Here is a 16,838-nt window from a genome sequence, read left to right as displayed (position 1 = left end):
AGCAGGGCGGGGTCAGCAGGGCGGGGTCAGCAGGGCGGGGTCAGCAGGGCGGGGTCAGCTGGGCGGGGTCAGCTGGGCGGGGCCTCCACGCCCACCGGGCCGGGCAACAGCGGGCCGAGCCCGTCCCACTGGGAGATGCGGCACCCGTCGACCCGGGAGAGCTCCAGGTCGACCGGCTGGCCGTGCCACCGGCCGGTGATGCGCGCGGTCTGCGGCCCGCCGTACTGCTCGGTGCACACGGCGTCGGCCGGGACGGGCGCGAAGGGCTCCGCCATGCCCGTCAGGTGCGCACAGGCCGCCTCGGCACCGGGGAGGTCGCCGGGGGTGGAACCACCGCAGGCGAGCGTGTACCGCTGCACCGGCGAGCCGTCGCCGCGGTCGATCTCGATCACCAGGTCGTCGTCCCCGCCGCCGGCGGTCGGCCCGTCCTCGCCGGCGGGGGCGGACGGAGGCGTCCCGGTGGCGTCGCCGGTCGCGTCCCCGCCCGCCGCGTCCCCGCTCCCGGGTGTGCCGGCGCAGGCCGCGAGCAGGGCGAGGAGCGCGAACAGCGGGACGGCGAGCACGCGCATACCGGTCTGACGAGCGGCGCGCGGCGAAAGTGCCGGCCGGGGGCGCGCTCGCACGTCCGGCCCGTTCACGATCAGATGCGGCAGGCGTGGATGCTGGTGACCAGGATCGCCCGGGCGCCCAGCTCCCACAGCTCGTCCATCACCCGGTTGGTGTCGGACTGCGCGACCATGGCGCGCACCGCCGACCAGCCGGGCGTCTGCAGCGGGCTGACCGTGGGCCCCTCGAGGCCGGGGGTGAGCGCGGTGGCCCGGTCGAGCAGGTCGTTGGGGCAGTCGTAGTCGAGCATCACGTACTGGCGGGCGACCAGGACGCCGCGCAGCCGCCGGCGCAGCTGCGCCACCGCGGGGATCTCCTCGGCGCCCTCCCGCCGCACCAGGATCGCCTCGCTGGCCAGCACCGGCTCGCCGATGATCTGCAGCCCCGCCGCGCGCAGCGTCGTGCCCGTCTCCACCACGTCGCAGACCGCGTCGGCGACGCCGAGCCGGCAGGCCGTCTCCACCGCGCCGTCCAGCCGGACCACGGCGGCCTTGATCCCGCAGTCGTCGAGGTAGCGCTGCAGCAGGACCGGGTAGGCGGTGGCGATGCGCTTGCCGGCCAGCTCGTCGACCTTGCGGACGACGGACTCGACGGGCGCGGCGAAGCGGAACGACGACCGGCCGAAGCCCAACGCCATGTCCTCGACCGCGGCGGGCCCCTCGCCGTCGGCGGGGGCGGTCTCGAGCAGCATGTCGCGCCCGGTGATGCCGACGTCGAGGGTTCCGGCGGCGACGTAGACGGCGATGTCCCGCGGGCGCAGGTAGAAGAACTCGGTGTCGCTGTCGGGGTCGTAGACGGCGAGGTCCTTGGTGCTGCGCCGCTGCCGGTAGCCGCTCTCGGCGAGCATCTCGGCCGCCGGCTCGCTCAGGACGCCCTTGTTGGGCACGGCGATGCGCAGCACGGCACAGCTCCTTCGTCGAGATGCGTTGTGGCATCAGGCCCCGTCCCGAGGCTCGCCCCGAGCGTGCGAGGGGTGAGAAGGACGGGGTCCTTCACCAGCGGGGTCCTTCTCCTTCAGAGGTGAGCGTAGACGTCGTCGAGGGTCAGCCCGCGGGCGAGCATGAGCACCTGCACCCGGTACAGCAGCTGGCTGATCTCCTCCGCCGTCCGCTCGTCGCTCTCGTGCTCGGCGGCCATCCACGACTCGGCGGCCTCCTCGACCACCTTCTTGCCGGCGGCGTGCACGCCCTCGCGGACGGCGGCCACGGTGCCCGAGGCCGGGTCGCCGGCCAGCACCTTGGCCGAGAGCTCGTCGAAGAGCTCGTCGAAGCGCTTCACGCCCGACCTCCCGCCGGGGCCACGCCGAAGCCGGTGGCGCGCTGCGGCGCGCGCAGGCCGCGCAGCACCAGTGCGGTCGACAGGGCGGCGACGGTGGCCTCCCAGCCCTTGTCCTCGGCCGAGCCGGGCAGCCCGGCCCGGTCGCGGGCCTGCTCCTCGGTGTCGCAGGTCAGGACGCCGTTGCCGACCGGCGTGCCCGCGTCGAGCGCCACCCGGGTCAGCCCCGCGGTGACCGCGTCGCAGACGTACTCGAAGTGCGGTGTGCCGCCGCGGATGACCACACCGAGCGCGACCACCGCGTCGTGCCGCTCGGTCAGCGCCTGGGCGACCACCGGTAGCTCGACCGCGCCGGGCACGCGCACGACGGTTGGCTCGGCGACGCCGGAAGCCCGGGCCGCCTCCACCGCGCGGGCCAGCAGCGCGTCGGTGATCTCGGCGTGCCAGGTGGTCGCCACGATGCCCAGACCCAGGCCGGAGGCGTCGACCGGCCGCGCCTCCGGGGCGCCCTTGCCGCTCATGCGCGCGGCTCGTCGTCGCCGGTGGGCCACGTGGGCAGCCACGGCCGCCGGCGACGAGGCCGGGCGGTCGTGGGTTCCTGCTCGTCGACGCGCAGCGGGATGCCCTCGGGCAGCGGGTCGCTGCCGACCGCGGCCGGGTCGTGCCCGACGGCGACCGCCGCGTCACCGGGGTCGGGGGTGGACCGCGCGGGAGGGGTGTCGGCGGGGCCGGCCTCGGTCTCCGGCTCGATGATGTCGAGCAGGTGGCCCATGCGGTCGCGCTTCGTGCGCAGGTACGCCAGGTTCTCCGCGGTGACGTGCGTGGGCAGCGGCACCCGGCCGACGACCTGCAGGCCGTAGCCCTCCAGCCCGGCGCGCTTGGCCGGGTTGTTGGTGAGCAGCCGCATGGTGCGCACCCCGAGGTCGACGAGGATCTGCGCGCCGGTGCCGTAGTCGCGGGCGTCGGCGGGCAGCCCGAGGTCGAGGTTGGCGTCGACGGTGTCGACCCCGGAGTCCTGCAGCTGGTAGGCCTGCAGCTTGTGCAGCAGGCCGATGCCCCGGCCCTCGTGCCCGCGGATGTAGAGCACGACCCCGCGGCCCTCGCGCGCCACCGCGGCCAGCGCCGCCTGCAGCTGGGGGCCGCAGTCGCAGCGCAGCGAGCCGAACACGTCGCCGGTGAGGCACTCGGAGTGCACGCGGACCAGCACGTCCTCGCCGTCGCTGATGTCGCCGTAGACGAAGGCGACGTGCTCGCGGTCGTCGTAGGAGCTGCGATAGCCGACCGCGGTGAAGGTCCCCGGCGCGAGCGGCACGGTGGCCTGGGCGACCCGCTCGACGAGCTTGTCGAAGCGCTTGCGGTAGGCGATCAGGTCGGCGATGGAGATCAGGCACAGATCGTGCTCGTCGGCGAAGACGCGCAGTTCCTCGCCGCGGGCCATGCCGGTCGGGTCCTTCTCGCTCACCAGCTCGCACAGCGTGCCGCTCGGCCGCAGTCCGGCGAGCACGGCGAGGTCGACGGCGGCCTCGGTGTGCCCGGGCCGGCGCAGCACGCCGCCGTCCTTGGCCCGCAGCGGCACGATGTGCCCGGGCCGGGCCAGGTCGGCGCTGGTGGTCGAGGCGCCGGCCAGCAAGCGGATGGTGTGCGCACGGTCGGCGGCGGAGATGCCGGTGGTGACGCCCTCGCGGGCGTCGACGGTGACGGTGTAGGCGGTGCCGCGCCGGTCCTGGTTCACCCGGAACATCGGGGGGAGGTCCAGCCGGTCGGCGTCCTCCTCGGTGACCGACACGCAGATGTAGCCCGACGTGTAGCGGACCATGAACGCGACCAGCTCGGGGGTGGCCAGCTCGCTGGCGAAGATCAGGTCGCCCTCGTTCTCGCGGTCCTCGTCGTCGATGACCACGACCGGGCGGCCGCGCTTGATCGCGGCGATCGCGTCCTCGACGGTGTCGAGGCGGGTGATCGGTCCGCTCGCCGGGTCGCTCATCGGGTCGCTCCGAGCAGCCGCTCCACGTACTTGGCGATCACGTCGACCTCCAGGTTGACCGGGTCGCCGGGATCGCGGGTGCCCAGCGTGGTCTCGCGCAGGGTGGTGGGGATCAGGCTGACCTCGAACCAGGGGCCACCGGGAGACGTCGCGTCGTCGACGTCGCTGATGGCGCTGACGGCGCTGACGGTCAGCGAGACGCCGTCCACGGTGATGGAGCCCTTCTCGACGACGTAGCGCGCCAGCTCGCGCGGCAGCGCGATGCGCACGACCTCCCAGTGCTCGCCGGGCGTGCGCGCGAGCACCGTGCCGACGCCGTCGACGTGGCCCTGCACCAGGTGCCCGCCGAGCCGGCCGTGCGGGGTCACCGCGCGCTCCAGGTTGACGGTGCCGCCCTCGGGCACCGCGCCCAGGCTGGTCCGGCGCAGCGTCTCGGCCATCACGTCGGCGCTCCACACCCCGTCGCCCACGTCGGTGACGGTGAGGCACACCCCGTTAACGGAGATCGAGTCGCCGAGCACGACCCCCTCCAGCGTCCTCGCCGCGCGGATCGACAGCCGGGCGGCGTCGCTCTGCTCCTCGCGGACGACGAGTGTGCCGACCTCTTCGACGATGCCGGTGAACACCTCAGCCCCTCCCCTGCCCGCGCTCCTGGCGACCAGTGTGCCGGGTCGGCCGGGCGCGGACCGCGACGTCACCGCCCAGGAGGGCGACCTCCTGGACCTCGAAGCCCAGCGCTGCGCCGATCGTCGGAATTCCCAGGTCACCCACCAGCGGGCGACCGGCCCCGAGCAGCTTCGGCGCGAGGTGGACGACCACCTCGTCGACCAGGCCGTCGCGGAGGAAGGCGGCGGCCAGCCCGGGGCCCCCCTCGAGCAGCACGCGGCGGACGTCGTGCCCGTACAGCTCGGCCAGCAGCTCGGCGGGCGTGCCCGCCCGGCTCACGTGGGTCGGCGCGGCGCCGTCCAGGACCTTGGCCGTGGCCGGCAGCCGGCCGCGCCGGTCGGCGACCACGCGCAGCGGCTGGTGGTCGGCCGGCACGCCGTCGGCGTCGCGGACGGTCAGCTGCGGGTCGTCGACCAGGGCGGTGCCCGACCCGACGAGGACGGCGTCGCAGGTGGCGCGCAGCCGGTGGACGGCGGCCCGCGCCGCCTCCCCGGTGATCCAGCGGCTGCTGCCGTCGGCCGCGGCGACCCGCCCGTCGAGGGTGGCGGCGACCTTCCAGACGACGAACGGCCGGCGCTGGCGGACGCCGGTGAGCCAGCCGGCGAGGGCGCCCTCTTCGGCGGCCGCCTGCTCGACGCCGAGCTCGACGTCGACGCCGGCCTCGCGGAGCCGCGGGGCTCCCCCACCGGCCAGCTCGGTCGGCTCCGGCACGGCGACGACCACCCGGGCGATGCCCGCCGCGATCAGGGCCTCGGCGCACGGGCCGGTGCGGCCGGTGTGCGCGCACGGCTCCAGGGTGACGACGGCGGTGCCGCCACGGGCGCGGGCGCCGGCCTGCTCCAGCGCGCGGACCTCCGCGTGCGGGCCGCCCGGCGGCGAGGTGGCCCCTTCGCCGGCGACGCTGCCGTCGGGGGCGAGCACGACCGCACCGACCGGCGGGTTGGGGCTGGTGCGGCCGAGCACGGAGTCGCCGAGCTCGCGGGCCCGGGCCATGGCGGTGGACTCGCGCGCCCGGGCCGTGGCCGCTCGTTCGGCGGGGGTGGTGGTCACCTCGTCGCCGCGGTGGCCTGGGCACGGAGGGCGGCGATGGCCTTCGCCGGGTCGTCGGCGCCGTAGACGGCGGAGCCCGCGACGAACACGTCCGCGCCGGCCTCGGACGCCTGCTCGATGGTGTCGGCGTTGATGCCGCCGTCGACCTCGATGAACAGCCGCAGATGGCCGGTCTCGACCAGCGTGCGGGCGCGGCGGACCTTGGGCAGCACCTCGGCGATGAAGTCCTGCCCGCCGAAGCCCGGCTCGACGGTCATGACCAGCAGCGTGTCGAAGCCGGGCAGCGCGTCGAGGACGTCGTCCAGCGGGGTGCCCGGCTTGATGGCCAGCCCGGCGAGCGAGCCGGCGGCGCGCAGGTCGCGGGCCACGGCGCGCGGGTCGCCCGAGCATGCCTCGGCGTGCACGGTGACGTTTCGGGCGCCCATCTCGGCGTAGCCGGGTGCCCACCGCTCGGGGGCGTCGATCATCAGGTGGCAGTCGAGCGGCACCGGGCTGACCTTCTGGATGGCCTGCGCGACGGGCAGGCCGAGGGTGAGGTTGGGGACGAAGTGCGCGTCCATCACGTCGACGTGCAACCAGTCGGCATCGGCGACCCGCTGCGCCTCCTCCGCCAGCCGGGCGAAGTCCGCCGAGAGCAGGCTCGGGGCGATCATCGGTTGCCGGGGCACGTCCGCCGAGTCTAGGTGCGCGGTGATCACCGGTCGCCCCGTGGAGCTGGGCGCCCGATGCGGACGCCGCCCGCTCCTGGCCGGCCACCGCTGACGTCGTCCCGCCCGTTGCCGGCATGCGGCGGTGTCGTGGTGCTCGAGGCCGTCGCAGGTCGAGCTGCGGCGCGCACCGCCGCCGTCGCCCGATGGGGTGCACGCGGAGGTCGCGAGCCCGGACCGGCTCCTACGCTGCGCGCGTGCCGGACACGCCGCTCGACCGCGCGAGGGCCACCGCGCGCTCCGAGCAGGACGCCGCGTCCCGCCGCCGGGCACGGTGGGCGCCGCGCTGGCTGGCCGATCCGCTCCCACGGCCGTGACCCCCGTCGACCTGACCGGCGGCGTCGCCGTCCGCCTGGCGTCGCTGTGCCTGGACGCCCGGGGACGGTTGCGCGACTTCGCCCTCTGGGACGTCGCCGTCCGTGGCGCGCTGCTCGTCGACCTGGCGCGCGCGGACCGGCTCGCGCACGAGGACGACGGCATCACCGTCGACGCCGCGCCCACCGGCTTCCCGCCCGCCGACCGGCTGCTCGCGGCGGTGGAGGTCGAACCGGAGCGGTCGCTCGACTGGTGGCTGGACCACGGCGGCGTGCGGATGCGCGACCTGGCGGAGGCGAACCTGGCCTCGGGCCGATGGGTGGTGCGGCGCCGCTTCCCCGGACGGCGGTACGAGGACGTGTCCGCGGTCGCCGCCGACGACCGCCGGCTGCTCGCCGGCCCTCCGCCCGACGACGGCTCTCCTGGCGCGGCGGCCGTCCGGGTCCTCGGGCTCGCCTGCGGCGCCGGCGGACGTCCGGAGCCGGTCGACGAGCAGGACCTCTCCCCGACCGGCCCGCTGCGGTGGATCTGCGAGGCGGTCACCGCGCACCTCGACGTGGCTCACCGGCACAACCTCCGCGCGGCGGGCGCCGCGGACGGCGGATCGGTCCCCTACTACTGAGCAGGCCCGCCCGTCTCGTCCGTCCGCCCGTGTCGACATGCGGCGGTGTCGGGTGCGGTCGGGACGGCCGGAGGTCGACGAGCGTCACGCGACGCCCGCCCGGGCCGGGCGGTCCCGCCGGAGGAGGAACGGGCGTTCCCGCGGGAACGCCTGCTCGTGCTCGGCCTTTCCGGATGTCGTCGGGTCCTCGTCCGCCGGACGGGTGACTCCACCCCTTCCGGATGGCGTCGGTTCCGGATCGCCCCTAGCGTTCCGTCGCCACACGTGAGCACCGCGACCGAGGAGGAGCCGTGTCCGAGGCACCGACCAGCGGCGTCCTGCCGGCGACCAACGGGCGGGCGCTCGCCGGCATGATCTGCGGGATCATCTCGGTGACCACGTTCTGGGTGCCGTTCGCCTTCGTCGTGTCGGGTCTGGCCGGGGGCATCGTGGCGGTGGTCCTCGGCCACCGGGGCCGGTCGCTCGCCGCCCGCGGCGCCGGCGGCGGGAAGCAGGCCCTCACGGCCCTCGTCTGCGGCTACGCCGGGATCGTGCTGTCGATCGCCAACGCCGTCCTGGGCGCGATCCTCTTCATGTCCTGACGGCCGCGTCGCGGGGGCGTCGACGCACGAGCGGCGCGGCTCCGCCGGACCTCGCTCAGCCGCGGGCGGGCAGCGCGTTCCACTCGGCCCAGGTGAGGTCCCAGCCGACGAGGCGCGGCGGGGCGGGCAGCGGCCACTGCTCGGCCAGCCACCGGGGCACGAACTCGTCGAAGCTGCGCTCCACGTCGCTGCCGACCAGCTTGTCGACGACCCACCACGACACCTCGGCGCCCACGTCGCCGGCCTTGGTGGGCGGGTCGATGTACAGGCAGCCGAGCAGCTCCGCCTCGTCGTCCTCGAACAGGCCGTAGAGGAAGCTCTCGTGCGCGGCGATCTCGCGCTCGTGGTGGGCGAGGTCCTCGCGGTCGGCCTCGATCGTCAGGTGCGCCGGCGGCCAGCCCCAGGCCTCGCCGTAGAGGGTCCACAACCGCTCGCGGGAGCCCATGACGGCCGGGTGGTCGATCTCGGTGTCGGCCGCGCCCATGGGCCGCAGGTGCTGGCCGGTCGGCAGCTCGGCGCGGGTCGGGTGCTGGAAGTCGTCGCGCAGCCAGGGCATGGCGCGCACCGTAGCCGTCAGCGGGTGCGGCGGAGCAGGGCGATGAACATCGCGTCGGTGCCGTGCCGGTGCGGCCACAGCTGCGCATGCGGCCCGCGCCCGACGTCCGGCACCTCCGGGAACAGCGGCGCGACCGGCAGCGCCTCGACGTCGTCCCGCGCGACCGCCGCGTCGACGACCCCCACCGTCTCGTCGGTGTGCGGTGAGCAGGTCACGTAGGCGACCACGCCACCGGGCCGCACCGACGCCAGCGCCGAGTCGACCAGCGCGGCCTGGAGCTCCACCAGCGGGGGGACGTCGGCCGGTGTCCGCCGCCAGCGCACCTCCGGACGGCGGCGCAGCGCCCCCAGACCGGTGCACGGCGCATCGAGCAGCACCCTGTCGAACGACCCCGCCGGCCACGGCGGCTCGCGCCCGTCGGCGACCACCACCTCGACGTCGTCCACCCCGGAGAGCGCCCCGCGCACCAGCTCGGCACGGTGCGGCGCCCGGTCGGCGGCCGTCAGCCGCACGCCGGGCGGGCGGACGGCGGCCAGCAGCCCCGCCTTCCCGCCGGGCCCGGCGCACATGTCCAGCCAGGCGGCGTCCGGACCGCCCAGCGGGGCGCGGACCAGCGCGAGCGCGGCCAGCTGGCTGCCCTCGTCCTGCACGGCGGCGTCGCCGGCGCGCACCGACGGCAGCCGGCCCGGGTCGCCCCCGCCCAGGCGGACGGCGTACGGCGACCACGGCCCCGGCTCGCCGCCCGACTCGGCCACCAGGGCGTCGCGGGACACCCGCCGGGCGACCAGGTGCACCTCGGGCGCGGCGTCGTCGGCCCGCAGCGCCGCCTCGAGCTCGGCGTCGCCGCCCAGCGCGTCCCGCCAGGCCCGCACCACCCACTCCGGGTGGTCGGTGGCCAGCGCCAGTGCCGTGTCCCCGGACGCGGCGAGCGTCGCCAGCCACGCCGCGCGGTCACCACCGGCGGCCACCCTCCGCAGCACCGCGTTGACCAGCCCGGCGGGCCCGGCACCGACGATGGCCCGGGTCAGGTCGACGGTCGTGTCGACCGCCGCGTGCGACGGCACCCGCAGGTCGAGCAGCTGGTAGGCGCCGAGCCGCAGCAGGTCGAGCACGCGCGGGTCGAGGTCGCCCAGCGGCCGGTCGACCAGCCGGGCGAGCACCGCGTCGAGGGTGCCCTGCGCCCGCAGCGCGCCGTAGGCCAGCTGGGTGGCGAACGCGGCGTCGCGCTCGGACAGGTCGCCCGCTCGTTCCCGCAGGAGCTGGGGCAGCAGCAGGTTGGCGTACGCGCGCCGTGACGTCACGCCGTCCAGGACGTCGTAGGCGGTGAGCCGGGCGCCGTCCAGCCGCGGTGCCGGCCGGTGGCGCCGGCCCGGGCGCGAGCCACCGGGCCGGGGACGGCCGCGCTGCGGTCGACCAGGCCGGGTCACTCCCCGACCTTCTCGCCGGCGGCGGGCCGGGCGCCGCGGGCCCAGTCCTCGGCCGGCACCATCCGCTTCCCGGCCGGCTGCACGTCACCGAGCCGGACGGCGCCGCGCCCGGTGCCGACCAGCACGCCCGTCGGGCCGACCGTCAGCTCACCCGGGGCCAGCGCGAGGGACGACTCCAACGGGTGGACCGGGCCGATCCGCAGCCGGTCGCCGCGCCACGTCGTCCACGCGCCGGGCGCGGGGGTGACCCCGCGCACCCGCCGGTCGACCACGTGCGCCGGCAACGACCAGTCGACCCGGGCGTCGGCGGCGGTGAGCCGCGGGGCGAGGCTCACGCCCTCGGCCGGCTGGGGCTGCGGGTCCAGCGTGCCCGCCTCGATCCCGTCCAGCGTGGCCACCAGCAACCGAGCGCCGCTGACCGACAGCCGGGCCAGCAGGTCACCGGCCGTCTCGTGCGCACCGATCGCCGCCGTCACCGTGCCGTACACGGGGCCGGTGTCGAGGCCGGCCTCCAGCCGGAAGGTGGACGCGCCGGTGATCTCGTCGCCGGCCATGATCGCGTGCTGCACCGGCGCGGCGCCGCGCCAGGCCGGCAGCAGCGAGAAGTGCAGGTTGATCCAGCCGTGCCGCGGCACGCCGAGGAGCGGCTCGGGCACCAGCGCGCCGTAGGCGACCACGGGCACGCAGTCGACGGCCAGGTCGGCGAGCTGGTCGACGAACGCCGGGTCGCGCGGTGACGCCGGTTGCAGCACCGGGATGCCCGCCGCGTCGGCCCGCTCGGCGACCGGCGCCCGGCTCACCGACCGGCCGCGGCCGGCGCGCGCGTCGGGGCGGGTCAGCACGGCGACGACCTCGTGGCCGGAGGCCAGCAGCGCCTCCAGCGACGGGACCGCGGGTGCCGGGGTGCCGGCGAACAGGAGTCTCAGTGCGGGCTCACCTTCACGCCCCGGGGCAGCCAGGCCTGCTCGCCGGACCACGGCACCCCGGCCAGCGCCGCGAGGGCGGCCGCCCGCGCCTCGCCGTCCAGCCGGTCGACGAAGAGCACCCCGTCGAGGTGGTCGACCTCGTGCTGCACCGCGCGCGCCAGCAGGTGCGAGCCCTCCACGCGCACCGGCTCGCCGTGCACCGACCAGCCGGTGGCGACCACGTGCAGGTGGCGGCGGCAGTCGGCGCGCAGGCCGGGGATCGACAGGCAGCCCTCGGGGCCCTCCTCCTGCTCCTCCCCGACCGGCGTCACGTCCGGGTTGACCAGGTGGCCGACCTCCCCGTCGACGTACCAGGTGAACACCCGCAGGCCGACGCCGATCTGCGGTGCGGCCAGCCCGGCGCCTCCGGCGGCGTGCATGGTGTCGGTGAGGTCGTCGACCAGCCGGCGCAGCTCGGTGTCGAAGTCGACGACCGGGGCGGCCGGGGTGCGCAGCACCGGGTCGCCGAACAGGCGGATGGGGGTGACGCTCACCCGGCGATCGTAGGTCGCCCGTCCGCGCCCGCCACGGGCGCGGCCCCGGTGGCGGACGGCTACGGTCCGGTCGTGGCCTCCCTGACCTCCCACCGGGTGCAGGCGGTCGCGGGCAGCCTGGTCGACGGGCTGGTCGTCGGTGTCACCGAGGCGGCCCTCGACCACCCCGGCCGGTCCGCCGCCCGTCGACGGCTCTACCTGGTGCTCGCCGCCTCCGTCGTCGCGGACGCCCTGTGGCGCGACTGGCCGGCGCTGCGCAGTGCCGCCGCCGGGATGCCCGACGACGCGCGCGACTCGGCCGAGCTCACGGTGCTCGTGCGCCGGAGCCTGCTCACCCTCGGGTGGAGCGCGGTGGTGACGGTGGTCGACGGTCCGCTGGCCCGCCTGCTGCGTCGGCACGGCGCCCGTCGGCCCCACCTGCTGATCGGGATGGTGGCCGGGGCCGCCGGCGGCCTCTGCACGCTGCCGGTGCTCTGGGCACGGGCAGCCGACCGGGCGGAGGGCGACCGGGCCGCGCAGGAGCTGGACGACGAGATCGCCGAGCTGCTGACGACGGGCGCGTGACCCCGGGACTTCACACCAGGTCGAGCGGGTCGAGCTGCACCCGCACGTGCTCGTGCGCCTTCTTCGCGCTGCGCACGCCCTGCACCTCGGCCAGTGCGCGGGCCAGCGCGAGCCCTTCCGCCCGCGGCACCCGCACCAGATAGCGCTCCCGCTCGTCCTCCTGGCCGGGGCGGGGTGGCTCGGGCACCGGGCCGAGCACGTCGGCGCCGTCCGGCAGCCGCAGCGCGTCGAGGAACTCGGCGAGCGCGGCCGCCGAGGCCGACAGCGCGGCGATGCGGGTGACCGGCGGGAACCCGAGCGCCCGGCGGTCGGCCAGCTCGCGTACGGCCAGACCCGCCGGGTCCCAGCGCACCAACGCCTGGACGACGGGGTGCGCGGCGTCGGCGGCCACCACCACCTGACCGCCGGCCGCCGCCGGGCGCACGAGCGTGGCCGCGTTCAGCCAGCGGCGCAGCGTCTCCTCCCCCGCCCGCAGGTCGGCGCGGCCCAGCAGCGCCCACGAGTCGAGCAGCAGCGCCGCGCCGTAGCCGCCCTCGGCGACCGGTTCGGCGCCGGGTGTGGCCACCACGAGCGCCGGGCCCGCCGGCACCGAGGCCAGCACGCCGGAACCGCGGCCCGACACGCGGACCGCCGCGCCCGGGAACGCCCGGCCCAGCTCCTCCGCGGTGCGGGTGGCGCCGACCACCGAGGCGCGCAGCTTCGTCCCGGAGCAGTGCGGGCAGCAGAAGGTCGCCGCCGGGCGGGCACACCAACGGCAGGCCGGCACCCGGGCGCCGCCGGGGCCCGGCCGCGGCGCGATGCCGAGCGGGCCGCCGCACACCGCACAGCGGGCGGGCGCCCGGCAGCGGTCGCAGGAGAGCCCCGGCGCGTAGCCGGCGCGCGGCACCTGCACCAGCACAGGGGCACCGTCAGCCAGCGCCTGCCGGGCCACCCGGTGGGCCAGCGAGGGCAGCCGCGCCGTCCGGGCGGCGGGATCGCGCGCCAGCTCGGCGTCGTCACCCAGCGCCTGCACCCGGGGGGCGGCGGCGCGCAGCGCGGTCCGGTCGGCCGCCAGCCCGTGCGCCCAGCCGCTCTCCACGAGCAGCGCCGCCTCGGCCGACCGCGCCGTACCCGCCACCACGGCGGCGCAGCCGGACAGGTGGGCGCGGTGGACCAGCAGGTCGCGGGCGTGCGGGTAGGGCGCGCGCGGCTCGGCGTGCAGGTCGTCACCGTCGTCCCAGACCACGACCAGGCCGAGGCCGGCGACCGGCGCCAGCGCCGCGGAGCGGACCCCCAGCACCACCCGGGCGCTCCCCCGGGCGGCGTCCAGGAACCGCTGGTAACGGGTGTCGGGCGCGGCGTCAGCGCGCAGCACCACCGACGATCCGGCCGGCAGGCGGGCCTCCACCGCGGTGGCCACGCGGTCGAGGTCGCGGCCGTCGGGGACCACGACCAGCGCACCACGCCCACCGCAGAGCGCGGCCTGGCACAGCTCGGCCAGCCGGGCGGGCCAGTCCTCGCCGGGCAGCGCCGTCCACACCGCCCGGGCGGGGCGGCCCTCGGCGACGGCGGCCAGCAGCGCGGGCCCGTCCGCGTAGCGGGCGAAGCCCGCCGGGTCCGGCGGGGGCGGCGGCGCGGGCCGTGGCGCCGGCGGCCGCTTCTCGGCGGCGGCCCGCCGCGGCGGGACGGCCAGCCGCAGCACGTCGGTGAGCGTGCCGGCCCAGCGGTCGGCGACCGCGCGGGCCAGCGCGGCCACGTCCGGGGTGAGCACGGGCTCGGACGAGACCAGCTTGGCCAGCGGCGTCAGCTTCCCGGTGTGCTCGCTGCGGTCGGCCAGCCCGACGACGAAGCCGTCGGCGAGCTGGCCGGCGAAACGCACCCGCACCCGGCAGCCGATCCGGACCTCGCCGACCAGGTCGTCGGGCACGACGTAGTCGAACGGCCGGTCGAGGTGGGCCAGCGGGACGTCGACGACGACACGGGCCACGGTGGGACGGTCGGGCTCCCCGGTCACACCTGTGCTCCCGCGGCAGAGATGGCCCCTCTGCAGGGACCCGCCGCGAGCCGGTGACGTGCTGGAACGGCCCCGCTGCAGGGACCCGCCGCGAGCCGGTGACGTGCTGGAACGGCCCCTCTGCAGGGACCCGCCGCGAGCTTGCGAGTGGTGGGGGGCAGAGGGGTCCTTCCTCAGATGCCCGCGGCCGAGCGCAGCGCGTCGACGCGGTCCAGCCGCTCCCAGGGGAACTCGACGTCGGAGCGGCCGAAGTGGCCGTAGGCCGCGGTGGGCTTGTAGATGGGCCGCAGCAGGTCCAGGTCGCGCACGATCGCGCCCGGCCGCAGGTCGAACACCGCGCCGATCGCCTTCTCGAGGACGTCGTCGGCAACCACGCCGGTGCCGAAGGTCTCGACGAACAGGCCGACCGGGGAGGCGGTGCCGATCGCGTAGGCCACCTGCACCTCGCAACGACGGGCCAGCCCCGCGGCGACGACGTTCTTGGCGACCCAGCGCATGGCATAGGCGCCGGACCGGTCGACCTTCGACGGGTCCTTGCCCGAGAAGGCGCCGCCGCCGTGCCGGGCCATCCCGCCGTAGGTGTCGACGATGATCTTGCGGCCGGTCAGCCCGGCGTCGCCCATCGGGCCGCCGATGACGAACTTGCCGGTGGGGTTGACCAGCAACCGGTAGCCGTCGGTGGGCAGGCCGAGCACGCCCAGCTCGGGCTCGACGACCAGTTCCCGGATGTCGGGGGTGAGCAGCTGCTCGAGGGAGATGTCGTCGGCGTGCTGGGAGGACACGACGACGGTGTCGACGCCGACCGGCTGGTCGTCCTCGTAGACGACGGTGACCTGGGTCTTGCCGTCGGGCCGCAGATAGGGCACCGAGCCGTCCTTGCGGACCGCTGCCAGCCGCCGGGAGAGCCGATGGGCGAGCGCGATCGGCAGCGGCATGAGCTCGGGGGTCTCGTCGGTCGCGAAGCCGAACATCAGCCCCTGGTCGCCGGCCCCCTGGCGGGCGATGGCGTCGTCGATCTCCTTGGCCCGCGCGGCGTCGTCACCGAGCTCGGCGGCGCGCGCCTCGTAGGCGACGTCGACGCCCTGCGCGATGTCGGGCGACTGCGCGCCGATCGACACGCTCACCCCGCAGGAGGCGCCGTCGAAGCCCTTCCGGGAGGAGTCGTAGCCGATGCCGAGGATCGTGTGGCGCACGATCTCGGCGATCTCGACGTACCCGGAGGTGGTGACCTCACCGGCGATGTGGACCTGGCCGGTGGTGATCAGCGTCTCGACCGCGACCCGGCTGCGCGGGTCCTGCTCGAGCATCGCGTCGAGGATGGCGTCGCTGATCTGGTCGGCGATCTTGTCGGGGTGTCCCTCGGTCACCGACTCGGAGGTGAAGAGACGACGTGGCACTCGGTGCTCCCTGGTTCGGTGCGGCCTGCGGGCGGTCCCACCGGCGCACGTTACCGGCGCGGACCGACGGCGGGTGCGGGTTCGGGACCGCTGGGGTCAGTCGGGGCGGGGGGTGGACAGCCTGGGGACGACGGCGTCCCAGACGTGCGCGGCGACGGCGTCCTTGCCGGTGCGCGGGACCTCGGTCACCGTCCCGTCGGCGGCGAGGACGACGACGGCGTTCTCCTCCGCGCCGAACACCTGACCGGCCGAGACGTCGTTGACGACGAGCAGGTCGCAGCCCTTGCGGGCCAGCTTGGCGCGGGCGTGGGCCAGCACGTCGCCCTCGTCGTCACCGGTCTCGGCGGCGAAGCCGACGACGAGCTGGCCCGGCGCCCGCTTGGTGACCAGTTCGGCGAGCACGTCCGGGTTGCGCACCAGCGGCACCGACGTGGGTTCGGCGGCGCTGCCCTTCTTGAGCTTGGTCGCCGACGGGGTGCCGGGGCGGAAGTCGGCCACCGCGGCGGCCATGACGACGGCGTCGGCCGGCCGGTCGTCGCCGGCCGCCTCGGCCAGCATCGCGGCGCGGAGCTCCTCGGCGGTGCCGACGGGCACGACCCGCACGCCGAACGGGGCGGGTGCGTCGACGCCGGCGGCCACGAGGACGACGTCGGCGCCGCGGGCGGCGGCGACGCGGGCCAGCGCCCAGCCCTGCCGTCCCGACGAGCGGTTGCCCAGGTAGCGCACCGGGTCCAGCGGCTCACGGGTGCCGCCGGCGCTGATGACCACCCGGCGGCCGGCCAGGTCGGGTGCGAGCGCACGCGTGCCGTGCGCGAGGACGACGCGGGCCAGCGCGGCGATGTCGGCCGGCTCGGGCAGCCGGCCGGGACCGGAGTCGGGGCCGGTCAGCCGGCCGACCGCGGGCGGCAGCACGACCGCGCCGCGGCGGCGCAGCGTGGCGACGTTGTCCTGCGTGGCCGGGTGCAGCCACATCTCGGTGTGCATCGCCGGCACGAAGACCACCGGGCAGGTGGCGGTGAGCAGGGTCGCCGTGAGCAGGTCGTCGGCCCGGCCCGTGGCGGCGCGGGCCAGCAGGTCGGCTGTGGCCGGCGCGACGACGACCAGCTCGGCTTCCCGGCCGATGCGGACGTGCGCCACCTCGGGGACGTCGTCCCACACGTCGGAGGTGACGGGACTGCCGGACAGCGCCTCGAAGGTGGCGGCGCCGACGAAGCGCAGTGCGCCGGCGGTCGGGACGACGCGGACGTCGTGCCCGCCCTCGGTGAAGGCGCGCAGCAGGAGGGCGGACTTGTACGCGGCGACCCCTCCGCCGACGCCGAGCACGATGCGGCTCATGCGCGCGGGCCGGGACCTCAGCCCTCGCCGGCGGTGTGGGCGAGCAGGCCCTCGTTGATCTCGCGCAACGCGATGGACAGCGGCTTCTCCTGCGGCGCGGTGTCGACCAGCGGGCCGACGTACTCCAGCAGGCCCTCGGAGAGCTGGCTGTAGTAGGCGTTGATCTGCCGGGCGCGCTTGGCGGCGAAGATGACCAGCCCGTACTTGCTGCTCGTGCGCTCGAGCAGCTCGTCGATCGGCGGGTTGGTGATGCCCTCGGGGGCAGGGGCGACTCCGGACACGGGCGGGCGGGCTCCTCGTT

The 16,838-nt window shown here is 76.5% G+C and carries 19 protein-coding genes; 3 read left to right on the top strand and 16 right to left on the bottom strand.

The genetic code is table 11. The annotated features are described in order from the left end of the window. Positions 1-68: 68 nt before the first annotated feature. The 8 genes from OF117_RS19275 to rpe form a co-directional block, all read right to left on the bottom strand. Positions 69-563, bottom strand: coding sequence for an SSI family serine proteinase inhibitor (locus OF117_RS19275; RefSeq protein ID WP_263554467.1), 495 nt, complete (start codon positions 561-563; stop codon positions 69-71). 77 nt (positions 564-640) lie between these two features. Beyond that, positions 641-1,507, bottom strand: coding sequence for an ATP phosphoribosyltransferase (gene hisG, locus OF117_RS19270; RefSeq protein ID WP_263554466.1), 867 nt, complete (start codon positions 1,505-1,507; stop codon positions 641-643). A 113-nt stretch (positions 1,508-1,620) separates the two neighbouring features. Further along, the gene (locus OF117_RS19265; protein WP_263554465.1) at positions 1,621-1,884 is read right to left on the bottom strand and encodes a phosphoribosyl-ATP diphosphatase; all 264 of its coding nucleotides are present in this window, start codon (positions 1,882-1,884) and stop codon (positions 1,621-1,623) included. Next, a complete protein-coding gene (gene ribH, locus OF117_RS19260; RefSeq protein WP_263554464.1) occupies positions 1,881-2,402 on the bottom strand; it encodes a 6,7-dimethyl-8-ribityllumazine synthase in 522 nt (173 codons plus the stop codon). The genes OF117_RS19265 and ribH overlap by 4 nt, the downstream gene beginning before the upstream one ends. Continuing rightward, positions 2,399-3,865: a bifunctional 3,4-dihydroxy-2-butanone-4-phosphate synthase/GTP cyclohydrolase II gene (locus tag OF117_RS19255; RefSeq protein WP_263554463.1), complete on the bottom strand. Its 1,467-nt coding sequence runs from the start codon at positions 3,863-3,865 to the stop codon at positions 2,399-2,401. Before OF117_RS19255 ends, ribH begins: the two co-directional genes overlap by 4 nt. After that, a complete protein-coding gene (locus OF117_RS19250; protein ID WP_263554462.1) occupies positions 3,862-4,491 on the bottom strand; it encodes a riboflavin synthase in 630 nt (209 codons plus the stop codon). Before OF117_RS19250 ends, OF117_RS19255 begins: the two co-directional genes overlap by 4 nt. 1 nt (position 4,492) lies before the next feature. Next, the gene (ribD, locus tag OF117_RS19245; protein ID WP_263554461.1) at positions 4,493-5,581 is read right to left on the bottom strand and encodes a bifunctional diaminohydroxyphosphoribosylaminopyrimidine deaminase/5-amino-6-(5-phosphoribosylamino)uracil reductase RibD; all 1,089 of its coding nucleotides are present in this window, start codon (positions 5,579-5,581) and stop codon (positions 4,493-4,495) included. Beyond that, entirely contained in the window at positions 5,578-6,249 is a 672-nt protein-coding gene (gene rpe / locus OF117_RS19240) for a ribulose-phosphate 3-epimerase (RefSeq protein ID WP_263554460.1), read from the bottom strand. Before rpe ends, ribD begins: the two co-directional genes overlap by 4 nt. Before the next feature lie 352 nt (positions 6,250-6,601). On the opposite strand from rpe, the gene OF117_RS19235 reads away from it, so the two are divergent. Next, on the top strand, positions 6,602-7,225 hold the full coding sequence (locus OF117_RS19235) for a GPP34 family phosphoprotein (RefSeq protein WP_263554459.1): 624 nt from the start codon (positions 6,602-6,604) through the stop codon (positions 7,223-7,225). A 290-nt stretch (positions 7,226-7,515) separates the two neighbouring features. Further along, positions 7,516-7,806 carry a hypothetical protein gene (locus OF117_RS19230; RefSeq protein WP_263554458.1) on the top strand — a complete coding sequence of 97 codons (291 nt, stop codon included), beginning with the start codon at positions 7,516-7,518 and terminating at the stop codon, positions 7,804-7,806. Positions 7,807-7,861: 55 nt separating this feature from the next. Here the strand turns inward: OF117_RS19230 and OF117_RS19225 are convergent, their stop codons facing one another. The 4 genes from OF117_RS19225 to def are packed head-to-tail and all read right to left on the bottom strand — an operon-like array spanning position 7,862 to position 11,248. Further along, the gene (locus OF117_RS19225) at positions 7,862-8,362 is read right to left on the bottom strand and encodes a hypothetical protein (RefSeq protein ID WP_263554457.1); all 501 of its coding nucleotides are present in this window, start codon (positions 8,360-8,362) and stop codon (positions 7,862-7,864) included. A 17-nt stretch (positions 8,363-8,379) separates the two neighbouring features. Then, positions 8,380-9,789 carry an RsmB/NOP family class I SAM-dependent RNA methyltransferase gene (locus OF117_RS19220; protein WP_263554456.1) on the bottom strand — a complete coding sequence of 470 codons (1,410 nt, stop codon included), beginning with the start codon at positions 9,787-9,789 and terminating at the stop codon, positions 8,380-8,382. Then, on the bottom strand, positions 9,786-10,766 hold the full coding sequence (gene fmt / locus OF117_RS19215) for a methionyl-tRNA formyltransferase (RefSeq protein ID WP_263554455.1): 981 nt from the start codon (positions 10,764-10,766) through the stop codon (positions 9,786-9,788). Before fmt ends, OF117_RS19220 begins: the two co-directional genes overlap by 4 nt. Beyond that, positions 10,712-11,248 carry a peptide deformylase gene (def, locus tag OF117_RS19210; RefSeq protein WP_263554454.1) on the bottom strand — a complete coding sequence of 179 codons (537 nt, stop codon included), beginning with the start codon at positions 11,246-11,248 and terminating at the stop codon, positions 10,712-10,714. Before def ends, fmt begins: the two co-directional genes overlap by 55 nt. A gap of 72 nt (positions 11,249-11,320) precedes the next feature. Between def and OF117_RS19205 the strand changes: the two genes are divergently transcribed. Beyond that, positions 11,321-11,812, top strand: a complete 492-nt coding sequence (locus tag OF117_RS19205; RefSeq protein WP_263554453.1) for a hypothetical protein — start codon at positions 11,321-11,323, stop codon at positions 11,810-11,812. 10 nt (positions 11,813-11,822) lie between these two features. On the opposite strand, the gene OF117_RS19200 is transcribed toward OF117_RS19205, so the two are convergent. The 4 genes from OF117_RS19200 to rpoZ all read right to left on the bottom strand — a co-directional run bounded on the left by OF117_RS19200 (position 11,823) and on the right by rpoZ (position 16,818). Next, positions 11,823-13,778, bottom strand: a complete 1,956-nt coding sequence (locus OF117_RS19200) for a primosomal protein N' (protein ID WP_263554452.1) — start codon at positions 13,776-13,778, stop codon at positions 11,823-11,825. A gap of 200 nt (positions 13,779-13,978) precedes the next feature. Further along, positions 13,979-15,202 (bottom strand): methionine adenosyltransferase, encoded by a 1,224-nt coding sequence (gene metK, locus OF117_RS19195; protein ID WP_263554451.1) that lies wholly within the window; start codon positions 15,200-15,202, stop codon positions 13,979-13,981. 96 nt (positions 15,203-15,298) lie between these two features. Further along, complete coding sequence (gene coaBC / locus OF117_RS19190; protein ID WP_263554450.1) at positions 15,299-16,537, bottom strand: bifunctional phosphopantothenoylcysteine decarboxylase/phosphopantothenate--cysteine ligase CoaBC; 1,239 nt, start codon at positions 16,535-16,537, stop codon at positions 15,299-15,301. 17 nt (positions 16,538-16,554) lie between these two features. Then, on the bottom strand, positions 16,555-16,818 hold the full coding sequence (gene rpoZ, locus OF117_RS19185) for a DNA-directed RNA polymerase subunit omega (protein ID WP_263554449.1): 264 nt from the start codon (positions 16,816-16,818) through the stop codon (positions 16,555-16,557). Positions 16,819-16,838: the final 20 nt, after the last annotated feature.

This window comes from Geodermatophilus sp. YIM 151500, assembly GCF_025716945.1.
Classification (GTDB): domain Bacteria; phylum Actinomycetota; class Actinomycetes; order Mycobacteriales; family Geodermatophilaceae; genus YIM-151500.
Note: the sequence above shows the minus strand (reverse complement) of the source record. Positions and strands in the feature narration are given on the sequence as shown.